The sequence below is a fragment of the Roseospirillum parvum genome, from assembly GCF_900100455.1.
Lineage (GTDB): Bacteria > Pseudomonadota > Alphaproteobacteria > Rhodospirillales > Rhodospirillaceae > Roseospirillum > Roseospirillum parvum.
In genome coordinates this window covers 1-18594 of sequence record NZ_FNCV01000001.1, presented here as the reverse complement: position 1 = coordinate 18594, position 18594 = coordinate 1, and the positions used below count along the sequence as shown (strand labels likewise).

The 18594-nt window shown below is 70.3% G+C and carries 15 protein-coding genes and 1 CRISPR repeat array; of the genes, 7 read left to right on the top strand and 8 right to left on the bottom strand.

Translation table 11 applies throughout. The features are described from left to right. Positions 1 to 27: 27 nt before the first annotated feature. Positions 28 to 2013 (top strand): HD domain-containing phosphohydrolase, encoded by a 1986-nt coding sequence (locus BLR95_RS00070; RefSeq protein WP_092613897.1) that lies wholly within the window; start codon positions 28 to 30, stop codon positions 2011 to 2013. Positions 2014 to 2058: 45 nt separating this feature from the next. Here BLR95_RS00070 and BLR95_RS00065 read toward each other — a convergent pair whose 3' ends face one another. The 4 genes from BLR95_RS00065 to BLR95_RS00050 form a co-directional block, all read right to left on the bottom strand. Continuing rightward, entirely contained in the window at positions 2059 to 2586 is a 528-nt protein-coding gene (locus tag BLR95_RS00065) for a TspO/MBR family protein (protein ID WP_245689150.1), read from the bottom strand. A 142-nt stretch (positions 2587 to 2728) separates the two neighbouring features. Beyond that, positions 2729 to 3649, bottom strand: a complete 921-nt coding sequence (gene argB, locus BLR95_RS00060; RefSeq protein WP_092615164.1) for an acetylglutamate kinase — start codon at positions 3647 to 3649, stop codon at positions 2729 to 2731. Positions 3650 to 3693: 44 nt separating this feature from the next. Next, entirely contained in the window at positions 3694 to 4785 is a 1092-nt protein-coding gene (locus BLR95_RS00055) for a MaoC family dehydratase (RefSeq protein WP_092613896.1), read from the bottom strand. Beyond that, complete coding sequence (locus BLR95_RS00050; RefSeq protein WP_092613895.1) at positions 4782 to 5669, bottom strand: HpcH/HpaI aldolase/citrate lyase family protein; 888 nt, start codon at positions 5667 to 5669, stop codon at positions 4782 to 4784. The genes BLR95_RS00055 and BLR95_RS00050 overlap by 4 nt, the downstream gene beginning before the upstream one ends. Positions 5670 to 5853: 184 nt before the next feature. On the opposite strand from BLR95_RS00050, the gene pdxY reads away from it, so the two are divergent. Together pdxY and fmt are read left to right on the top strand one after the other, a co-directional pair. After that, positions 5854 to 6714 (top strand): pyridoxal kinase PdxY, encoded by an 861-nt coding sequence (pdxY, locus tag BLR95_RS00045; protein WP_092613894.1) that lies wholly within the window; start codon positions 5854 to 5856, stop codon positions 6712 to 6714. Positions 6715 to 6720: 6 nt separating this feature from the next. Continuing rightward, positions 6721 to 7653 (top strand): methionyl-tRNA formyltransferase, encoded by a 933-nt coding sequence (fmt, locus tag BLR95_RS00040; protein ID WP_092613893.1) that lies wholly within the window; start codon positions 6721 to 6723, stop codon positions 7651 to 7653. A gap of 382 nt (positions 7654 to 8035) precedes the next feature. Here the strand turns inward: fmt and BLR95_RS00035 are convergent, their stop codons facing one another. Both BLR95_RS00035 and ccrA read right to left on the bottom strand, forming a co-directional pair. Further along, positions 8036 to 9700 carry an acyl-CoA dehydrogenase family protein gene (locus BLR95_RS00035; RefSeq protein WP_092613892.1) on the bottom strand — a complete coding sequence of 555 codons (1665 nt, stop codon included), beginning with the start codon at positions 9698 to 9700 and terminating at the stop codon, positions 8036 to 8038. 56 nt (positions 9701 to 9756) lie between these two features. Next, positions 9757 to 11064, bottom strand: a complete 1308-nt coding sequence (gene ccrA, locus BLR95_RS00030; protein ID WP_092613891.1) for a crotonyl-CoA carboxylase/reductase — start codon at positions 11062 to 11064, stop codon at positions 9757 to 9759. Between the two features lie 253 nt (positions 11065 to 11317). Between ccrA and BLR95_RS00025 the strand changes: the two genes are divergently transcribed. Then, positions 11318 to 13384, top strand: coding sequence for a protein meaA (locus BLR95_RS00025; RefSeq protein ID WP_092613890.1), 2067 nt, complete (start codon positions 11318 to 11320; stop codon positions 13382 to 13384). Between the two features lie 194 nt (positions 13385 to 13578). Continuing rightward, positions 13579 to 13851: a CRISPR direct-repeat array (repeat unit 29 nt; unit sequence GTGTTCCCCGCCCACGCGGGGATGAACCG). A gap of 131 nt (positions 13852 to 13982) precedes the next feature. Here BLR95_RS00025 and BLR95_RS00020 read toward each other — a convergent pair. Together BLR95_RS00020 and BLR95_RS00015 are read right to left on the bottom strand one after the other, a co-directional pair. Further along, positions 13983 to 15386 carry an FAD-binding oxidoreductase gene (locus BLR95_RS00020; RefSeq protein ID WP_092613889.1) on the bottom strand — a complete coding sequence of 468 codons (1404 nt, stop codon included), beginning with the start codon at positions 15384 to 15386 and terminating at the stop codon, positions 13983 to 13985. Next, positions 15383 to 15946 carry a prolyl-tRNA synthetase associated domain-containing protein gene (locus BLR95_RS00015; RefSeq protein WP_092613888.1) on the bottom strand — a complete coding sequence of 188 codons (564 nt, stop codon included), beginning with the start codon at positions 15944 to 15946 and terminating at the stop codon, positions 15383 to 15385. The genes BLR95_RS00020 and BLR95_RS00015 overlap by 4 nt, the downstream gene beginning before the upstream one ends. A 193-nt stretch (positions 15947 to 16139) precedes the next feature. Between BLR95_RS00015 and BLR95_RS15650 the strand changes: the two genes are divergently transcribed. The 3 genes from BLR95_RS15650 (at position 16140) to BLR95_RS00005 (ending at position 18115) form a co-directional block, all read left to right on the top strand. Beyond that, positions 16140 to 16304 carry a hypothetical protein gene (locus BLR95_RS15650; protein WP_176787490.1) on the top strand — a complete coding sequence of 55 codons (165 nt, stop codon included), beginning with the start codon at positions 16140 to 16142 and terminating at the stop codon, positions 16302 to 16304. Positions 16305 to 16412: 108 nt separating this feature from the next. Then, positions 16413 to 17219: a TerB family tellurite resistance protein gene (locus BLR95_RS00010; RefSeq protein ID WP_092613887.1), complete on the top strand. Its 807-nt coding sequence runs from the start codon at positions 16413 to 16415 to the stop codon at positions 17217 to 17219. After that, positions 17216 to 18115, top strand: a complete 900-nt coding sequence (locus BLR95_RS00005; RefSeq protein WP_092613886.1) for a DMT family transporter — start codon at positions 17216 to 17218, stop codon at positions 18113 to 18115. The genes BLR95_RS00010 and BLR95_RS00005 overlap by 4 nt, the downstream gene beginning before the upstream one ends. Positions 18116 to 18594 lie beyond the last annotated feature (479 nt).

Genomic DNA, 18594 nt, shown 5'->3' with positions numbered 1-18594 from the left:
CCCCGTTTCGGCCAAGGAGAGCCGCCCGTGAGCACCGTCGACAGGCCGCTGGAAGACCTCCCCGCCCCGCCCAACGCCCATCGGGGGCGGCGCGAACGCCGTCGCGCCTGGCTGATCGCCGGCCTGACCGGGGCCGCCGCGCTGGCGGTCGGCCTGGGCGGCACGCTGTACACCGTGTCGACCGAAAAGGAACGGCTGATCTCGGCGGCCGCCAGCCGGGCCGAGGCGGTGCTGGAAACCCGCGGCCATCTGGTGCGCAACTGGCTGACCACCCGGCGCCAGGGCCTGGGTGCCCTGGCCGAGACGGAAAGCCTGCGCCTGATCGCCGCCGAGGTGGCCGGCGGCGCCGGCCAGGGCCTGGACACCGAACTGACCTTCCTCAGCCGCGCCCTGGAGGAACAGGCCCGCGCCCTGGACGCCCAGACCCTGCAACTGCTGACCCCGGACGGTCAGGTGTGGCTGGTTTCCGGTGGCGGCGCGCCGTTCGAGCCGCAGATCAAGGCGGCCGCCGTGACGGTGGCCGACAGCGGCGAATCGCGGGCCATGCCGGCGCCGGCCGAGGCGGCCGAGGCGGCGGAGGAGTCCTCGTCCCCGGCCATCGATCTCCTGGTCCCGGTGCCGCCGCTGCAAGGCCAGACGGCGCCGGTCGGCGTGCTGGCCGGCCGACTGCCGGCCGGCGCCCTGCTCGACGAGGTGGCGGTGCCCGGGGCCCTGGCCCGCCCCGGGGAACGGCTGACCGTCACCCTGGACGCCCAGCCGGTTGACGCCAAGGCCGGCTTCACCCAGCACCCGGGCAACCCGCCGCTGTTCACCCTGACCCGGCCGCTGGCCGAGCTGCCGTGGACGCTGACCTACGCCATTCCGGTGACCACCGTCATCTCGCCGGCCCAGGGCAGCCTGTTCGTTGGCCTGGCGCTGTCGGTGTTCGCCGCCGGGGCGGTCGCCTCGCTGGTGATGGCCGCCCTGTGGCGTCAGGCCACCGACAACCAGCGCCGGCTGGCCACCCAGTACCAGACCATGGCCGGACGCATCGCCGATCAGCGGGCGCTGCTCAACACCATCATCGACGCCATTCCGGAGTACCTGTTCGTCACCGACACGCGCGGCGTGCTGCACTACGCCAACGCCGCCGTCGGCGAGCTGGTCGAGGCCAGCCACGACGAGATCACCGGGCGCACCCTGGCCGACGTGCTGGACGACCCGACCGCCGCCACCACCATCCTCGGCGCCGCCCGCCCCGGGGCCGGGGCGCGGCAGGTGGCCTGCGCGCTGTTCGGTCAGCCGCGCTGGCTGTCGGTGTCGCAGAGCCAGGTGGACTTCGACGACGGCCAGGGCGGCACGGTGACCCGCTGGGTGACCCTGGCCCAGGACGTCACCGAGGCGGTGCTCAACCGCCAGCACCGCGAACGCCTGCAACACAGCATCATGCGCACCCTGGGGCGCACGGTGGCGGCGGTCGATCCCTTCCTGGCCGATCAGGCGGCCAAGCTGGAGCAGGTCGCCCTGGCCCTGGCCGAGCGCCTGGAGGTGAGCGAGGACGAGCGGCTGACCCTGGAGCTGACCGCCCGCGTCTCGCAGATCGGCAAGCTGTTTGTCTCACGCGAGTTGCTGACCAAGACCAGCCGCCTGACCGACGCCGAACGGGCCGAGCTGGAAAGCCACGTCGATCACGCCCGCACCCTGCTCGGCGACCTGGAGACCGACCTGCCGATCGCCGCCACCCTGGCCGAGATGAGCGAGCGCCTGGACGGCACCGGCTATCCCGACGGCCTGGGCGGCGAGGACATCAGCCGGGCCGGCCGTATCCTCGGGGTGGCCGACGTGTTCGTGGCCCGCACCTCCGAGCGCGCCCACCGCAAGGCCAACCGGGCCGAGGACGTGCTCGACATCCTGGCCCAGCACCCGGGGCGCTACGACGCCGACGTGGTCGAGGCCCTGAAGGCCCTGATCGACCAGGGCCACCTGGCCAACGGCAACGGCAACGGCAACGGCAACGGTAGCAACGCTTACTGAGGACAGCCAGGGCCGGCCCGGCGACCGGCCCCGACGCCGTTCGGCTCAGTCGTCGTCGGCCAGTCCGGTGTCGGCCGGGCGGCGCACCCCGCCGCCCTGCTTGCCCGGGCGGTTGAGCAGCAGGATCGCGGTGTTGAGGATGGTGGCGAAGGTGACCCACCCCAGGTAGGGCACCAGCACCCAGGCGGCGACCGGATCGACCGGGAAGAAGGCCAGGATGGTGGCCAGGATGGACAGCCACATCAGGGTCGCTTCCATCAGCGACAGGTCGATGCGCTTCATGCCGAAGAAGAAGTACGACCAGCGCGCGTTCAGCGCCATGTGCACGCCGTAGATCATCAGCGGCATGGTCGCCTCGCCACCCTCGGCGCCCTGCCAGGCCAGCCAGCCACCCAGCGCCAGCAGCGAATAGAAGAACGCCCAGGCGATGGGAAACACCTTGTTGGGCGGATTCCAACGCGGCTTCCTGAGGTTCTCGTACCAGCTGTCGGGCTTGTAGATGGCGGCCGAGGAGGCGGCCACGAAGTTGACCAGAATGAAGGCGAGGGCGGCAAGCACGGCGGCCAGATCCATGACGGGGGCTCCCTGGCTGGGCATGAAAAGGGGGTCGAAACAGGCGGCGGAGTATGCCACGCCCTGGTATCTGTCCACAATGTTCCTGGGGACAAGCCCCCAGGGTGCCCCCGGCCCCGCCTTTCCGACCGTCCCGGGCCGCTCAGGCCCCGGCGGCGCTTTTCATCAGGGTGCCGGCGCCGCCCGGGGTGAAGATTTCCAGAAGCACCGCGTGCTGCACCCGGCCGTCCAGGATGACCGCCGCCTTGACCCCCTCGCGGATGGCGGCAAGGCAGGTTTCCACCTTGGGAATCATGCCGCCGCTGATGGTCCCGTCGGCGATCAGGGCGCGGGCGTCCTCGGTGGTCAGGTCGGTGACCAGATTGCCCTCCTGGTCCAGCACCCCGGCCACGTCGGTCAGCATCAGAAGGCGGGTCGCCTTCAGCGCCCCGGCCACCGCGCCGGCGGCGGTGTCGGCGTTGATGTTGTAGGTGTGGCCCTCGGCGTCGAAGCCGATGGGGGCGATCACCGGGATGATGTCGCTGTCGCGGAAGCTTTCCAGGATGTGGCTGGTGATCGCCCGGGGCGCCCCGACAAAGCCCAGGTCGAGCGCCTTCTCGATGGCGCTGTCGGGGTCCTTGACGGTGCGCGAGAGGCGCTCGGCGCGGATCAGGTTGCCGTCCTTGCCCGACAGGCCGACCGCGAAGCCGCCGGCCTGGTTGATGTTCTGCACGATCTGCTTGTTGATCGAGCCGGCCAGGACCATCTCGACGATGTCCACCGTCTCGCGGTCGGTGACGCGCAGGCCGTGGACGAACTCCGACTGGATCTTCAGGCGGTCCAGCATGGCCTTGATCTGCGGCCCGCCGCCGTGGACCACCACCGGGTGGATGCCGACCTGCTTCAGAAGCACGATGTCGCGGGCGAACAGGCGGGCCAGCTCGGGGTCGCCCATGGCGTGGCCGCCGTATTTCACGACGATGGTCTGCCCGGCGAAACGGCGCATGTAGGGCAGCGCTTCCGAAAGGGTGCGGGCCTTTTCCATCCAGACGGCCCGTTCGGCCGCGAGGTCCTTCTGGAGCATGATCTTGAGGTCCCGGGAGAAGGTGGGCATGGGGGTCGGCTGCCTCAGGCGCGGCGGGGCATGAGAACGGTGTAGTCGAACGACAGGATGACCTCGCTCGCCCACTTGCCGTTCTCGTCCTTCTCGGGGAAGGCATCGGCCGGCTGGTTGCGGGTGGCCACGGTCTTCAGGCGCAGGGCGCCCACGTCGCGGCGCCCGGGCACCTCCAGGCGCTCGACCACCTCCGACCAGGCGAACACGGTGTCGCCGGCGAACAGCGGGTTGGTGTGGCTGCCGGCGTTGATGGCGGCCAGCCGCACGGCGTTGCCCAGCCCGTTGAACGACAGCGCCCGGGCCAGGCTGATGACGTGGCCGCCGTAGATCAGCCGGCGGCCGAAGCGGCTGTCCTGCTGGGCCAACTGGTTGAAGTGGACGCGCGCCGTGTTCTGGTAGAGGCGGGTGGCCAGCATGTGCTCGGCCTCCTCGACCGTCATGCCGTCCACGTGGTCGATGCGCTCGCCGGGCTGGTAGTCCTCCCACAGGTGGGGCGAGCCGGTCAGCGCGGTGTCGAAGCCGGCGAACGACACCCCCTCGGGCAGGCGCAGGTCGGCCGCGTCCACCGCCTCGGGCAGGTGGGGCAGCAGCGGCTCGGGGGCCGGGCTTTCGGGGTCGCGCTTGTGGACCATCACCCAGCGGATGTAGTCGAGCACCGGCTCGCCGCGCTGGTTGGTCGCCGCCGAGTGGACGTAGACCACCCCGGTCTTGCGGTTGCTGTTCTCCTTGAGGCCGACCACCCGGCTGACCGTGGACAGCGTGTCGCCGGCGTAGACCGGCACCCCGAAGCGGCCGCCGGCGTAGCCCAGGTTGGCCACCGCGTTCAGCGAGACATCGGGCACCGTCTTGCCGAAGGCGATGTGGAAGACCAGCAGGTCGTCCAGCGGGGCGTCCTCGAAGCCGTGGTCGAGCGCCGCCGTGGCCGCCGATTCGAAGGGAAAGCGCGAACCATAGAGGGCCGTGTAAAGGGCCGCGTCGCCCTCGGTGACGGTGCGCGGGGTGGCGTGGACGATCTCCTCGCCGGGGCGGAAGTCCTCGAAGAAGCGGCCCGGATTGGATTTGGTCGGGTTGGATTTGGTCGGGGTCGATGGGGTGTCCGTCATGCCGCGTTCCCGGCCTCCAGTTGCTCGATCATCCCGGCCAGGGCGAGCAGGCGGCGGGCGCTTTCCACGTGCAGGTTCTCGACCAGCTTGCCATCGACCACCACCACGCCGCGCCCCTCGCGGGCCGCCTCGGCGTGCGCCTCGATGATCCGCCGGGCCCACGCCAGCTCGGCCTCGGTGGGGCCGAAGGCGGCGTTGGCGGCGCCGATGGTGCGCGGGTGGATCAGGGTCTTGCCGTCGAAGCCCAGCTCGCGGCCCTGGCGGCAACTGTCGGCAAAGCCCTCGTCGTCGCCCAGATCGAGATAGACCCCGTCGACGATGGCCAGCCCATGGGCCCGGGCGGCCAGCAGGCAGGTGGAAAGCGCCGTCAGCATGGGCAGGCGCAGCGGCGTGTGGGCGCAGCCCAGGTCCTTGGCCAGATCGCTGGTGCCCATCACGAAACCAGCCAGACGCGGGCTGGCGCCGGCGATCTCGGCCGCCTTCAGGATGCCCATGGGGGTTTCCATCATGCACCACAGGGCCAGATCATCGGGCGCCCCGTTGGCCTTCAGCACGGCGTCCACCTTGCGCACCATGTCGGCGCTCTCGACCTTGGGCAGGAGCACCCCGTCAGCCCCGGCGGTGGCGGCGGCGATGGCGTCGGCCATGCCCCAGGGGGTCTCCAGGCCGTTGATGCGGATCAGCACCTCGCGCTGGCCATAGGCCTTGTCGGCGGTCGCGGCGATGACGTTGGCGCGGGCCTCCTCCTTGGCTTCCGGGGCGACGGCGTCCTCCAGGTCGAGGATCAGGCCGTCGGCCGGCAGGCCGCGCGCCTTTTCCAGGGCCCGGGTGTTGGAGCCGGGCATGTAGAGCACACTGCGCCGGGGACGTGCGGAGGCGGCCATGGCGGTCTCCCTGTTCTTGAAGGCGGGGTGGACGGGGCGGGTTGACTGAAGAGCCGGGCGATGCCGGGCAAAGACCCACCCTGACAGCGACGATGGGAGACACTATAAGGGGTCGGTCGGGACTGGCAAGCCGCCCCCGGCCCCCATCCTCCCAATCCCCTTTAAGGGTTTTCGATCCTCCATCATGTCGGTCCTCTCCATCCAGAGCCACGTCTGCTTCGGCCATGTGGGCAACGCGGCGGCGGTCTTTCCCCTGCAACGGCTGGGCTTCGAGGTCTGGCCGGTGAACACCGTGCAGTTCTCCAACCACACCGGCTACGGCGCCTGGAAAGGCGAGGTGTTCGCCCCGGCGCTGATCGAGGCCTGCCTGGACGGCATGGCCGAGCGCGGCGCCCTCGAGGGCGTCGAGGCGGTGCTCTCGGGCTACCTGGGCAGCGCCGGCACCGGGGCGGTGATCCTGGAAGCGGCGCGCCGGGTGCGCGCGGCCAGCCCCGGGGCGCTGTATTGCTGCGACCCGGTGATGGGCGACGTGGGACGCGGCGTTTTCGTCGCCCCGGACATCCCCGACTTCATCCGCCATCAGGTGATGCCGGCGGCCGAGGTGACGACCCCCAACCAGTTCGAGCTGGAGCTGCTCACCGGGTGCCCCATCGGCAGCGTCGCCGACGCGGTCGACGCCGCCCACAGGCTGCGCGCCCTGGGCCCCTCGGTGGTCCTGGTGACCAGCCTGATGGCCGCCGACTCAAGCCCCGGCACCATCGAATGCCTGGCCGTCGACGGCGCCGGGGCATGGCGGGTGCGCACCCCCCTGGTGCCGGTGGAGCCGCCGCCCAACGGCTCCGGCGACGCCATCGCCGCGCTGTTCCTGGGCCACCTGTTGAAGAGCGGCTCGGTGCCGGAGGCGGCGGCCCGGGCCACCTCGGCGCTCTATGAATTGTTCCGCCTCACCGCCCAGGCCGGCACCCGCGAGCTGCAACTGATCGCCGCCCAGGACGCCTTCGCCGCGCCGCCCCGACTGTTTGCCCCCGAACCGGTGGAGGGCTGATCCATCATGCGTGTTGTCTTCATGGGCTCGCCCGATTTCGCCGTGCCCGCCCTGGCCTCGCTGACCCGCCAGCACGAGGTGGTCGCCGTCTACGCCCAGCCGGCCCGCCCGGCGGGGCGCGGCAAGGCCGAGCGCCCGACCCCGGTGGCCGCCTTCGCCGAGGCCCAGGGCCTGCCCGTGCGCACCCCGACCCGCCTCAAGGACGCGGCGGAGATCGAGGCCTTCCAGGCCCTCGAAGCCGACGTGGCGGTGGTCGCCGCCTACGGGCTGATCCTGCCGCCGGCGGTGCTGGAAGCGCCGCGCCTGGGCTGCCTCAACCTGCACGCCTCGCGCCTGCCCCGCTGGCGCGGCGCCGCCCCCATCCACCGCGCCGTGCTGGAAGGCGACCGCGAAAGCGGCCTCACCCTGATGCAGATGGACGTCGGCCTGGATACCGGTCCCATCCTGCGCTTCGGCCCGGTGGTGCCGATCGATCCCGACACCACCACCGGCGATCTGCACGACATCCTCTCCGCCCACGGCGGCGAGATGATCAACCCCGCCCTCCACGACCTGGAACACGGCCACCTGATCCCCATCGCCCAGCCGGACGACGGAGTGACCTACGCCGCCAAGATCGACAAGGCGGAAGCCCGCGTGGACTGGAGCGAACCAGCCGACGTGGTGCGCCAGCGCATCAACGGCCTGTCGCCCTTCCCCGGCGCCTGGTGCCAGACCCCGGACGGCGAGCGCCTGAAACTGCTGCGCGCCGCCCCGGCCGACGACGCCCGCCCGCGCGGCGCCGACCCCGGCACCCTGCTCCCCGGCCCCGGACTGGTGGTGGCCTGCGGCGAAGGCGCCGTGCACCTGCTGGACGTCCAACGCCCAGGGCGGAAAGAAACCCCGGCCGAGGACTTCCTGCGCGGCAGCCGCCTGCGTCCCGGCGACCGGCTGGCGTAACCGGGGGCTGGATGGGGCGCTGCCCCACACCCCGCCGGGGGATCGAAGGCGATCCCCCGGACCCCCTCCAGTCGTTGGAGCGAAACGCCGGCGACGGCTTGAAATTCGGATGAGGTTGGGTGCGGGCCAGCTTTGCTGGCCCGCGTAAACAGACACCAACGAAGTGGCGCAAGGATGCGCGGATCAAGTCCGCGCAGGACGGCTGCTCGGTGGATTTTTGTTTCCGCAGGCCAGCGAAGCTGGCCTGCAACCAACCCCCATCCGCGCTCGGCTCGACCTTAAGCGTTCCCCTCCAACGACCTGGCGGGGTCCGGGGAGGCCCAGCCTCCCCGGCGGGGGTTTGGGGGCAGCGCCCCCAAGCTTGCAACGGCGTCTGCTGTTGTCAGCGTCCCAGCAGTCCCCGGGCGATGACCTGGGCCTGGATCTCGGCGGCGCCTTCGAAGATGTTGAGGATACGGGCGTCGCACAGGATGCGGCTGATCCGGTATTCCTCGGCGTAGCCGTTCCCGCCGTGGATTTGCAGGGCGTTGTCGGCGTTGGCCCAGGCCACCCGGGCGGCGAGCAGCTTGGCCATGCCGGCTTCGATGTCGCAGCGCAGGTCCTGGTCCTTTTCGCGCGCCGCGACCAGGGTGAGTTGGCGGGCGATCATGGTTTCCACGGCCATCCAGGCCAGCTTGCCGTGGACCCGGGGGAAGGCGTAGAGGGGCTGGCCGAACTGCTGGCGCTGGGTGGCGTAGGCGAGGCCTTCTTCCATGGCGTTGACGGCCACCCCCACGGCGCGGGCGGCGGTCTGGATGCGGGCCGCCTCGAAGGTGGCCATGAGCTGCTTGAAGCCCTTGCCTTCCTCGCCGCCGAGCAGGGCCGAGGCGGGGACCCGGAGTTCGTCGAAGGAGAGTTCGTACTCCTTCATCCCCCGGTACCCCAGCACCTTGATCTCGCCGCCCGACAGGCCGTCCAGGGGGAACGGGTCGGCATCGGTGCCGGCCGGCTTGTCGATCAGGAACATGGACAGGCCCTTGTAGCCCTTCTCGGCCGGATCGGTGCGGGCGAGCAGGGTCATCATGTCGGCCCGGGCGGCGTGGGTGATCCAGGTTTTGGCGCCGGTGATCACGTAGTCGTCGCCGTCGCGCACGGCGCGGGTGGTCAGGCTGGCCAGGTCGGAGCCGGTGTTGGGCTCGGTGAAGACGGCGGTGGGCAGGATCTCGCCGCTGGCGATGGCTGGCAGGTAGCGGTCCTTCTGCGCCTCGGTGCCGCCCAGGCGGATCAGCTCGGCGGCGATTTCCGAGCGGGTGCCCAGCGAGCCGACGCCCAGGAAGGCGCGCGACAACTCTTCCGTCACCACACACATGGCGGCCTTGCCCATGCCCAGGCCGCCGTTCTCTTCCGGCACGGTCAGGCCGAACACCCCCAACTCGGCCATCTGGCGGATGACCGACATGGGGATCAACTCGTCCTTCAGGTGCCATTCGTGGCAGTGGGGGGCGACCTCGGACTCACCGAACTTGCGGAACTGGTCGGCGACCATGTCCAGGGTGTCGTCGTCGTAGCCCGGGTCGCCGAAGCCATCGTGCTCGATCAGCGCCGCGATGCGGGCCTTGCAGGCGGCGGTGAAGCCGTGTTCGCGCAGCAGGGTGGTGTAGGGGGTTTGCAGCAGGTGGCGTTCGCGCATCTCGATGCCGAAGTCGGCCAGCCGGGCGGTTTCGCCCTGGCTGATCGGCACCCCGCCGTAAATCTGATGCAGGTACTCGGAGAAAGCGGCCTGGAGCATCAACTGTTCCAGCTCGCCCAGCTTGCCGGCCGCCTCGAGCCGCTGGGCCCAGCCCAGCATGGCGCCCAGCGCGGCGTCGTAGGTGGCGAACCAGGCGTAGCCGTGGGCGGCGAACTGCTCGGCGTGAAGGCGCGCGCCGTCGAGCCGCCCGTTGTCGTCGAGCAGGCGCGCGGCGAGGTGCTGGCCGATGGCCTGGATGGCCTGCTGGCAGGCGATGTGGGCCCGCTCGCAGGTGTTGAGCAGGTCGGGCACGATCAGGCCGGCGGGTTGGTGGGTCATGGCGGGCGACTCGTCTGGCTGGTGAGGAACAAGGCAGTGATGAGAGGAGCTCCTTTCTAGCTGCCTTCCACCACCTCTTCCAGGGTCCGCCGACCGGGCTTCTTGGCCTGCACCAGCACCGCCATGTTGCCCGGCTTGTGCAGGTTGTTCATCATCTTGGTGTGGGCGGCGGGGATCTGCTCCCAGGTGAAGACCTCGCTGGTGCAGGGGTCGATGCGCCGCTCGACGACCAGTTGGTTGGCCTGGGCGGCCTGCTTCAGGTTGGCGAAGTGGCTGCCCTGGATGCGCTTCTGGCGCATCCACACGAAGCGGGCGTCGAAGGTCAGGTTGAAGCCGGTGGTGCCGGCGCAGAAGACCACCATGCCGCCGCGCTTGACCACGTTGCAGGAGACCGGGAAGGTCTGCTCGCCGGGATGCTCGAAGACGAAGTCGACATCGGTGCCCTTGCCGGTGATCTCCCAGATCGCCTTGCCGAACTTCCTGACCTCCTTCATGTAGTCGCCGAAGCCCTCGCCGTTGACCTTGGGCAACTGACCCCAGCAGTTGAAGTCCTTGCGGTTGATCACCCCCTTGGCGCCCAGGCTCATCACGAAGTCGCGCTTGGACTCGTCGGAAATAACGCCGATGGCGTTGGCCCCGGAGACGGCGCACAACTGGATCGCCATCGCCCCCAGGCCGCCCGAGGCGCCCCAGATCAGCACGTTGTGCCCGGGCCGGAGCACATGCGGGCGATGCCCGAACAGCATCCGGTAGGCGGTGGCCAGGGTCAGGGTGTAGGAGGCGGATTCCTCCCAGGTCAGGTGCCGGGGGCGGGCCATCAGCTGCTGCGCCTGGACGCGGGTGAACTGGGCGAAGGAGCCATCCGGCGTCTCGTAGCCCCAGATGCGCTGGGTGGGCGAGAACATCGGGTCGCCGCCGTTGCACTCCTCGTCGTCGCCGTCATCCTGGTTGCAGTGCACGACCACCTCGTCGCCCACCTTCCAGCGCTTCACCTTCGCGCCCACCGCCCAGACGATGCCCGAGGCGTCGGAGCCAGCGATGTGATACTCGGCCTTGTGCACGTCAAAGACGCTGATCGGCTGGCCCAGGCCGGCCCAAACGCCGTTGTAGTTGACCCCGGCGGCCATCACCAGGATCAGCACCTCGTGGCTGTCCAACTCGGGCACCGGCACCACCTCGTGCTGGAACGACTCCTCGGGCGGGCCGTGGCGGTCGCGGCGGATGACCCAGGCGTGCATCTGCTTGGGCACATGGCCGAGCGGCGGAATCTCGCCAATGTCGTAGAGGTCCTTCACCGGCTGGCCGGCGGTGGCGGCGGAAATCGAGTCGTCGGGGACGATGGCGGTGGCCGTCTGCGCGGTCATTGGTGGGGGCTCCTTCCCTGGCCTGGTGTGGCGGCGTTCCCCGGTTTTTCGGCCACCCTGGCTGGCTGTGGTGGCCGCCAGGAGTGTCGCCCGGGTGGTCTTTCATGAGGGAAAGGTTTAGCTTGAAAGTCTGCCTTTCGCAATGCACAAATTACGCAATGTTGCTTGTGCTTGCCATTCATGGAAACTTTCGTGCGCTGATGCCGCTGCCGAGCCGCTCGCTTCCCGTTTCGCCCCGCCAGGAGATCGCCCGATGAGCCCCCAAACCCCGCCCGCCGACTCCGCCGCACCGCAGCGCGAACCGTCCCCCCAAGTCGCGCCCGAGCGCGAACCGCCTTCCCAAGTCGCGCCGCAGCGCGACAGGCCCTGGCTGTTCCGCACCTATTCGGGGCACTCCTCGGCGGTGGAGACCAACCGGCTGTTCCGCACCAACCTGGCGCGGGGCCAGACCGGGCTGTCGGTGGCGTTCGATCTGCCCACCCAGACCGGCTACGATTCCGATCACGTGCTGGCCCGGGGCGAGGTGGGCAAGGTCGGGGTGCCGGTCAGCCACATCGGCGACATGGAAGCGCTGTTCGAGGGCATTCCCCTGGGCGAGATGAACACCTCGATGACCATCAACGCCCCGGCGGCGTGGATGCTGGCCCTCTACGTGGCGGTGGCGGAGCGCCAGGGCGCCCCCAGGAAGGCCCTGGCCGGAACCACCCAGAACGACATCATCAAGGAATACCTGTCGCGCGGCACCCACATCTTCCCGCCCGCCCCCTCGATGCGCCTGATCGAGGACGTGGTCAGCTTCACCTATAAGGAGATGCCGCGCTGGAACCCGATGAATGTCTGCTCCTACCACCTGCAGGAGGCCGGGGCGACGCCCGAGCAGGAGCTGGCGTTCGCCCTGGCCACCGCCATCGCGGTGCTCGATCAGGTCAGGGACGGCGGGCAGGTGCCCCCCGAGGACTTCCCCAAGGTGGTCGGGCGGATCAGCTTTTTCGTCAACGCCGGCATCCGCTTCCTGACCGAGCTGTGCAAGATGCGCGCCTTCACCCAGTTGTGGGACGAGATCTGCCAGGAGCGCTACGGCATCGACGATGCCAAATTGCGCCGCTTCCGCTATGGCGTGCAGGTCAACAGCCTGGGCCTGACCGAGCAGCAGCCGGAGAACAACGTCTATCGCATTCTCCTTGAGATGCTCGCCGTCACCCTGTCGCGCGATGCCCGGGCCCGCGCGGTGCAGCTTCCCGCCTGGAACGAGGCCCTGGGCCTGCCCCGGCCGTGGGACCAGCAGTGGTCGCTGCGCCTGCAACAGATCGTCGCCTACGAGACCGACCTTCTGGAGTTCGGCGACATCTTCGAGGGCAGCCACGTCATCACCGAGCGGGTCGAGGCGCTGAAGGCCGAGGCGCGGGCCGAGCTGACCCGCATCGAGGGCATGGGGGGCGCCGTCGCCGCCGTGGAAAGCGGCTACCTCAAGAGCCAACTGGTGCGCGCCAACGCCCGCCGGGTGGCGGCCATCGAAAGCGGCGAGCAGGTGGTGGTCGGGGTCAACCGCTTCACCGAGGCCGCGCCCTCGCCGCTGACCGCCGGCGACGGCAGCTTCCTCAAGCCCGACCCCGGAGCCGAGCAGGCCCAGGTCGCGGCGCTCGAGCGCTGGCGGGCCGAGCGCGACGGGGCCCAGGTCGAGGCCACCCTGAAAGCCCTGGCCGAGGCCGCCGAGTCCGGGACCAACCTGATGGAGCCCTCCATCGCCTGCGCCCACGCCGGGGTGACCACCGGCGAATGGGCCGACACCCTGCGCCGGGTGTGGGGCGAATACCGCGCCCCGACCGGGGTCGGCGGCACCATCCGGGGGCCCGACCCGAGCGCCCTGGCCGAGGTGCGCGGGCAACTACAGGCGGTGACTGGCCGCCTGGGCCATCGGCCGCGCATGCTGGTCGGCAAGCCGGGGCTCGACGGCCACTCCAACGGCGCCGAGCAGATCGCGGTGCGGGCCCGCGACGTGGGCTTCGAGGTGGTCTACCAGGGGATCAGGCTGACCCCGGCCCAGATCGTCGCCGCCGCGGTGGAGGAAGGGGTCGACGTGGTCGGGCTGTCGGTGCTCTCGGGCTCCCACGTGGCGCTGGTGTCGGACGTGGTGGCGCGCCTCGCCGAGGCCGGGCTGGCCGGCCTGCCGGTGGTCGCCGGCGGCATCATCCCCGAGCCCGACGCCGCGCTGTTGAAACAGAAGGGCGTGGCCGCCGTCTACACCCCCAAGGACTTCGATCTGACCCGCATCATGGGCGACATCCTGACCCTGATCGACCCCGGCGCCGTGGCCGCCTGAAGGCTGGGCAGGGGACGCGGCGCCCGCCCCGCGCGCGGCCAAACCACCTGGACGACCAACACCTGCGGCTGCTAGCCTGAAGGGGCTGACCGCCTCCAGGGGAACGGCCAACGCGCCCCGGGACGAAAAGCGAACATTTCGGTGGCTTTTGGACATCGTGAAAACCCAAGCAAACTCAACGCTCTCCAAGAAGAGTGTTCCCCGCCCACGCGGGGATGAACCGTCGCGGGCTACCTGGGGCACTCGCAGGCGCGGGTGTTCCCCGCCCACGCGGGGATGAACCGGAGGCCCGCGAGGACTTCCGGGCGAGACGCTAGTGTTCCCCGCCCACGCGGGGATGAACCGAACCGGGTCACTTTGCTCATGTGGAAAACCCCGTGTTCCCCGCCCACGCGAGGATGAACCGGACTTTGAGATGAACCGGCTGGATCGGCTGATGTGTTCCCCGCCCACGCGGGGATGAACCGGGAAAACGAGGCACCGCGCACCACCGGCCTGTGCGTTCCCCCCCCCCACGCGGGGACACGTCTGCGCTCAGGCGGGGGTCGTTTTGGCGGCGCGCCATCGGCGTGGCGGGCCCGCCCCCGTTCTCGGCCCCCTACACCGGCACGATCTTCCCCGGGTTGAGGATGTTGTCGGGGTCGAGGGCCCGCTTCACGTCGGCCATCACGCCCAACGCCTCGCCGTGTTCGGCGGCCATGAAAGCCATTTTGCCATAGCCGATGCCGTGCTCGCCGGTGCAGGTGCCGTCCAGCGCGATGGCGCGGTCCACCATGCGGGTGTTGAAGTGTTCCACCTCGGTCACCTCGTCGGGGCGCTCGGGGTCGACCATGAAGACCAGATGGAAGTTGCCGTCGCCCACGTGGCCGACCAGGGCATAGGGCACCGAACAGTCCTTGAGGTCGGCCTCGGTCTCGGTGATGCACTGGGCCAGTCGGCTGATCGGCACGCAGACATCGGTCGGCCAGCCCTTCGAGCCCGGGCGCAGGGCCAGCGAGGCGTAATAGGCGTCGTGCCGGGCCTGCCACAGCCGGCTGCGCTCTTCCGGCTGACTGGCCCACGCGAAGTCGGCCCCGCCGTGCTCGCCGGCCAGGGCCTTCACCGTCTCGGCCTGCTCGGCAACGTGGGCCGGCGAGCCGTGGAACTCGAAGAACAGGGTCGGCGCCTCGGCATACGACAGCTTGGAATAGGCGTTCACGGCGCGCATCGAGGTGGCGTCCAGAAGCTCGATGCGGGCCACCGGCACGCCGTGCTGGATGGTCTCGATCACCGTGTCCACCGCCGCCTTCAGGCTGGGGAAGGGACACACCGCGGCGCTCACCGCCTCCGGGATGCCGGCCAGCCGCACGGTGACCTCGGTGATGATGCCGAGCGTCCCCTCGCTGCCCACCAGCAGGCCGGTCAGGTCGTAGCCGGCGGCCGATTTGCGGGCCCGGCGCCGGGTTCGGATGATCCGCCCGTCGGCCATCACGGCGGTCAGCGAGAGCACCGAGTCGCGCATGGTGCCGTAGCGCACCGCGTTGGTGCCGCTGGCCCGGGTCGCCGCCATGCCGCCCAGCGAGGCGTCGGCCCCCGGGTCGATGGGGAAGAACAGGCCGCTGTCGCGCAGGTGGCTGTTCAGGGTCTTGCGGGTCACCCCGGCCTCGACGGTGGCGTCCATGTCGGCCGGGTTGACGCTCAGCACCCGGTCCATGCCCGAGAGATCCAGGCACACCCCGCCTTCCAGCGCCGCCACCTGCCCTTCCAGCGAGGTGCCGGTGCCAAAGGCGATCACCGGCACCTTCTCCGCCGCGCACAGGCGCACCACCTGGGCCACCTCGTCGGTGGTGCGGGCGAAGGCGACCGCGTCGGGCGGTGCCGCCGGGTGCCACGACTCGTCGCGCCCGTGCTGTTCACACAGCGCCGCGCCGGTGGACAGGCGCTCTCCGAGCACCTCCGTGAGAGCCTTGAGCAGGGCCGGCGAGGGGCTGCGGCGCGGCCGGGTGATGGGCGCGGCGGTCATGGCGCGGGGGTCTCCGAATCGGGGCCGGGGTCGCCGCCCAGGTCCACCTCCTGCCAGCTTTGGCCAAGGTGGGTCAGGAAGCGCCGGAAGTCGGCGTTGCCCAGGCTGACGGTGGCGGTGTTCTCCAGTGGATGAAAGGCCAGTCGCGGCTGGGCCATCATCCAGGCATCGAGCACCAGCTTCACCCGGCCCTCGGCGTCGTTGATCATGGCCAGCGGCGTCACCGAGCCCGGCAGCACCCCCAGCACCTCTTCGAGCAGCGTGCCGCGCCCGAACGACAGCCGCTTCGAGCCGATCTGCCTGGGCAGGGCCTTCAGGTCGACCCGGCGGGCAAACGGCACCACGACCAGCCACAACTGGCCGCCGGCGTCCTTCAGGAACAGGTTCTTGGCGTGCACCCCGGGGATCGCCGCCCAGTGGGTCAGCGCTTCCTCGACCGTGTTCACCGGCGGGTGGGTGAAGGTCTGGCCGGCGATGCCCAAGGCCTCGAGGAAACCCATCAGCCCGGCCCGGTCGACCGGCGGGGCGGGAATGGCGACCTCGGGGGCGGGGCTGGTCATGACGCACTACCTGTTCAGGGACAAACACTTATGTGACCCGGAATACATCGCCTGGGCCCACCCTCCCCTATAACCGACCCAGGAACTTGTGTTCAATCCCCACCCGGACCGCGCCATCTCCAAAACCGGGGCCCCAAGCCCCCCGTCGCGCGGCCCCCGGGAACCTTCGGGACCCGCACGGGGAGGACCGGTCATGCTGAATTTCTCCGAGCTTCTAGACCATCTGTGGAGCCTGTGGATGGGCCTGTTCACCTGGGCCCCCTTCGGCGAAACCTATCTGGCCGTGCTGGCCCTGGTCAGCGTCGTCGCCGGGCTGGGCTACACCGTGGCCCACATCATGGGCACCGCCGACCCCTGATCCCCCCACCATACCCCTGGCTTTCCCGCCGCGTCTGGGGCACTCTGGCGGCCGACCGGCCGTCGTCGCCGGAACACCATCCGAGCAAGCAAGAGTGACCGATACGCCATGGGCTGGTGGGGAAAACTGATCGGCGGGGCCGCCGGAATGGCCCTGGGCGGACCGCTGGGCGCCGGCCTGGGCGTCGCCGCCGGCCACGCCTTCGACCGCATGGCGGTGGCCGACCGCGACAACTTCGGCCTCGGCGACGATGTGGCCGGCGAAGGCCGGCGCCGCCTGGGCGGGGTGCGCGAAAAGCTGGAAAACGCCCGCGCCCAGGCCCGTCAGGCCGCCTTCACCGCCGCCCTGGTCACCCTGGCCGCCAAGATGGCCAAGGCCGACGGCACCGTCACCCGGGCCGAGATCGACGCCTTCAAGTCGCTGTTCCACATCCCGCCCGAGCAGATGAGCACCATCGGCCGGCTGTGGGACACCGCCCGGCGCTCCACCGACGGCTACCAGATCGCCGCCGCCCACATCGCCCGCGAGTTCCGCGACAGCCCCGAGATGCTGGAAAACCTGCTCGGGGCGCTGATCATGATCGCCCAGGCCGATGGCCACGCAATGGCCCCCGAGGAAATCGCCTTCCTGGAAGAGGTGGCCCGTATCTTCGGCCTGCCGCCGCGCGATTTCGCCCGCGTGCGGGCCGGCGGCGCCCCGGCCGGCGAAGGCGACCCCTATCAGGTGCTGGGGGTCGACCGCGCGGCCAGCGGCGAGGAGATCAAGGCCGCCTGGCGCCGCCTGACCCGCGAACACCACCCCGACCTGCTGGCCGCCAAGGGCATGCCACCCGAGTTCATCGAGGTCGCCACCAGCCGCATGGCCGCCATCAACGCCGCCTACGACCGCATCGCCCAGGAGCGCGGCCTCAAGTGACCCCGGCCTGGGTGTCCGACCGCCGGGTGCTGGCCCTCACCGTGGCCGCCATCTGGGGCTTCAACATGATCGCCGTGAAGATCGGGGTGGAGAGCATTCCGCCGCTGTTCTTCCTGGCCCTGCGCTTCATGGCCGTGTCGCTGCTGGTGGTCCCCTTCATGCCCCTGCCGCGCGGCCGCATGAAAGGGCTGATCGGCCTCGGGCTGATCATGGGGGTGGGCCACTTCGGCGCCCTGTTCTGGGGCCTGAGCCAGGTCGATGCCGCCGTCGGCGCGGTGATGATCCAGCTCGGCCCGCCCTTCTCCGCCGTGCTCGCCGCCCTGCTGCTGAAGGACCTGCCCGGCTGGCGGCGCGGCCTGGGCATCGGGCTGGCCTTCGTCGGCGCCGCCGTGCTCGGGGTGGCCAGCGCCGGCCCGGCCGAGGGCGGCGGCAGCGATCCCCGCTTCCTCGCCCTGCTGATCTGGGCCGCCTTCGCCTGGGCCCTGGGCAACGTGCTGGGGCGCCATCTCAGGGACCTCCACCCGCTGACCGTCACCGGCTGGATCAGCCTGCTCGCCTGGCCGCCCCTGCTCGCCCTGTCCTTCCTGCTGGAAGAAGGCCAGATCGCCGCCACCCTGGCCGCCCCGTGGACCACCTGGGCCGCCCTCGCCTACATCTGCCTGGGCTCGTCCATCGTCGCCTACGGCCTGTGGTACTGGCTGCTGGGACGCTTCCCGGTCAGCCAGGTGGCCCCCTTCGCCCTGGTCGCCCCCTTCATCTCGGTCGGCGCCGGAGTCGCCCTGCTCGGCGAAACCCTGAGCACCGGCAAACTGCTCGGCGGCGCCCTGGTGCTGGCCGGCGTGATCATCCTGGAATTGCGCCTGATCCGCCGGGGCAGGACACCGGAAGTGCCCTGACGGGGGCTTCGCCCCCGAGCGGAACAACAAACACGGGGGCTTCGCCCCCGAGCGGAACAACAAACACGGGGGCTTCGCCCCCGAGCCCCCACCGGGGGACCGAAGGCGGTCCCCCGGACCCCCTCCTTGACTTGGCGCGGAACGCCTGGGCTGAGACAGGGACAGAAGGGGGGTGGGTGCAGGCCAGCCTTGCTGGCCTGCGAACCAGAAAACAAACCTGCGGCAGATCGAGGGGGGTGGTTTCGCAGGTCGGCAAAGCCGACCTGCACCAAAAACCCGTCCGAACAAGACTCGGACGGGGCGGCTATCTGCATCGAACCGGCGGGGGTCCTTAGAGCACGTCGCGTTTATCCGGGGTCACTTTGTGACCCCGGATAAACGCGACGTGCTCTAGAGCGGTGAGCCTTTAATCTGACGCATATCCGGCGTGCTTGAGGTAGTTCCAGCATTCGTCTGGAGTGTAGAGGTCGCAGATATCG

Bases quoted from the DNA above. Each gene is read 5' to 3' on its own strand.
- BLR95_RS00065 (WP_245689150.1), bottom strand. From the start codon at position 2,586: ATGGATCTGGCCGCCGTGCTTGCCGCCCTCGCCTTCATTCTGGTCAAC.
- argB (WP_092615164.1), bottom strand. From the start codon at position 3,649: ATGCTCCAGAAGGACCTCGCGGCCGAACGGGCCGTCTGGATGGAAAAG.
- BLR95_RS00055 (WP_092613896.1), bottom strand. From the start codon at position 4,785: ATGACGGACACCCCATCGACCCCGACCAAATCCAACCCGACCAAATCC.
- BLR95_RS00050 (WP_092613895.1), bottom strand. From the start codon at position 5,669: ATGGCCGCCTCCGCACGTCCCCGGCGCAGTGTGCTCTACATGCCCGGC.
- pdxY (WP_092613894.1), top strand. From the start codon at position 5,854: ATGTCGGTCCTCTCCATCCAGAGCCACGTCTGCTTCGGCCATGTGGGC.
- fmt (WP_092613893.1), top strand. From the start codon at position 6,721: ATGCGTGTTGTCTTCATGGGCTCGCCCGATTTCGCCGTGCCCGCCCTG.
- BLR95_RS00035 (WP_092613892.1), bottom strand. From the start codon at position 9,700: ATGACCCACCAACCCGCCGGCCTGATCGTGCCCGACCTGCTCAACACC.
- ccrA (WP_092613891.1), bottom strand. From the start codon at position 11,064: ATGACCGCGCAGACGGCCACCGCCATCGTCCCCGACGACTCGATTTCC.
- BLR95_RS00025 (WP_092613890.1), top strand. From the start codon at position 11,318: ATGAGCCCCCAAACCCCGCCCGCCGACTCCGCCGCACCGCAGCGCGAA.
- BLR95_RS00020 (WP_092613889.1), bottom strand. From the start codon at position 15,386: ATGACCGCCGCGCCCATCACCCGGCCGCGCCGCAGCCCCTCGCCGGCC.
- BLR95_RS00015 (WP_092613888.1), bottom strand. From the start codon at position 15,946: ATGACCAGCCCCGCCCCCGAGGTCGCCATTCCCGCCCCGCCGGTCGAC.
- BLR95_RS15650 (WP_176787490.1), top strand. From the start codon at position 16,140: ATGCTGAATTTCTCCGAGCTTCTAGACCATCTGTGGAGCCTGTGGATG.
- BLR95_RS00010 (WP_092613887.1), top strand. From the start codon at position 16,413: ATGGGCTGGTGGGGAAAACTGATCGGCGGGGCCGCCGGAATGGCCCTG.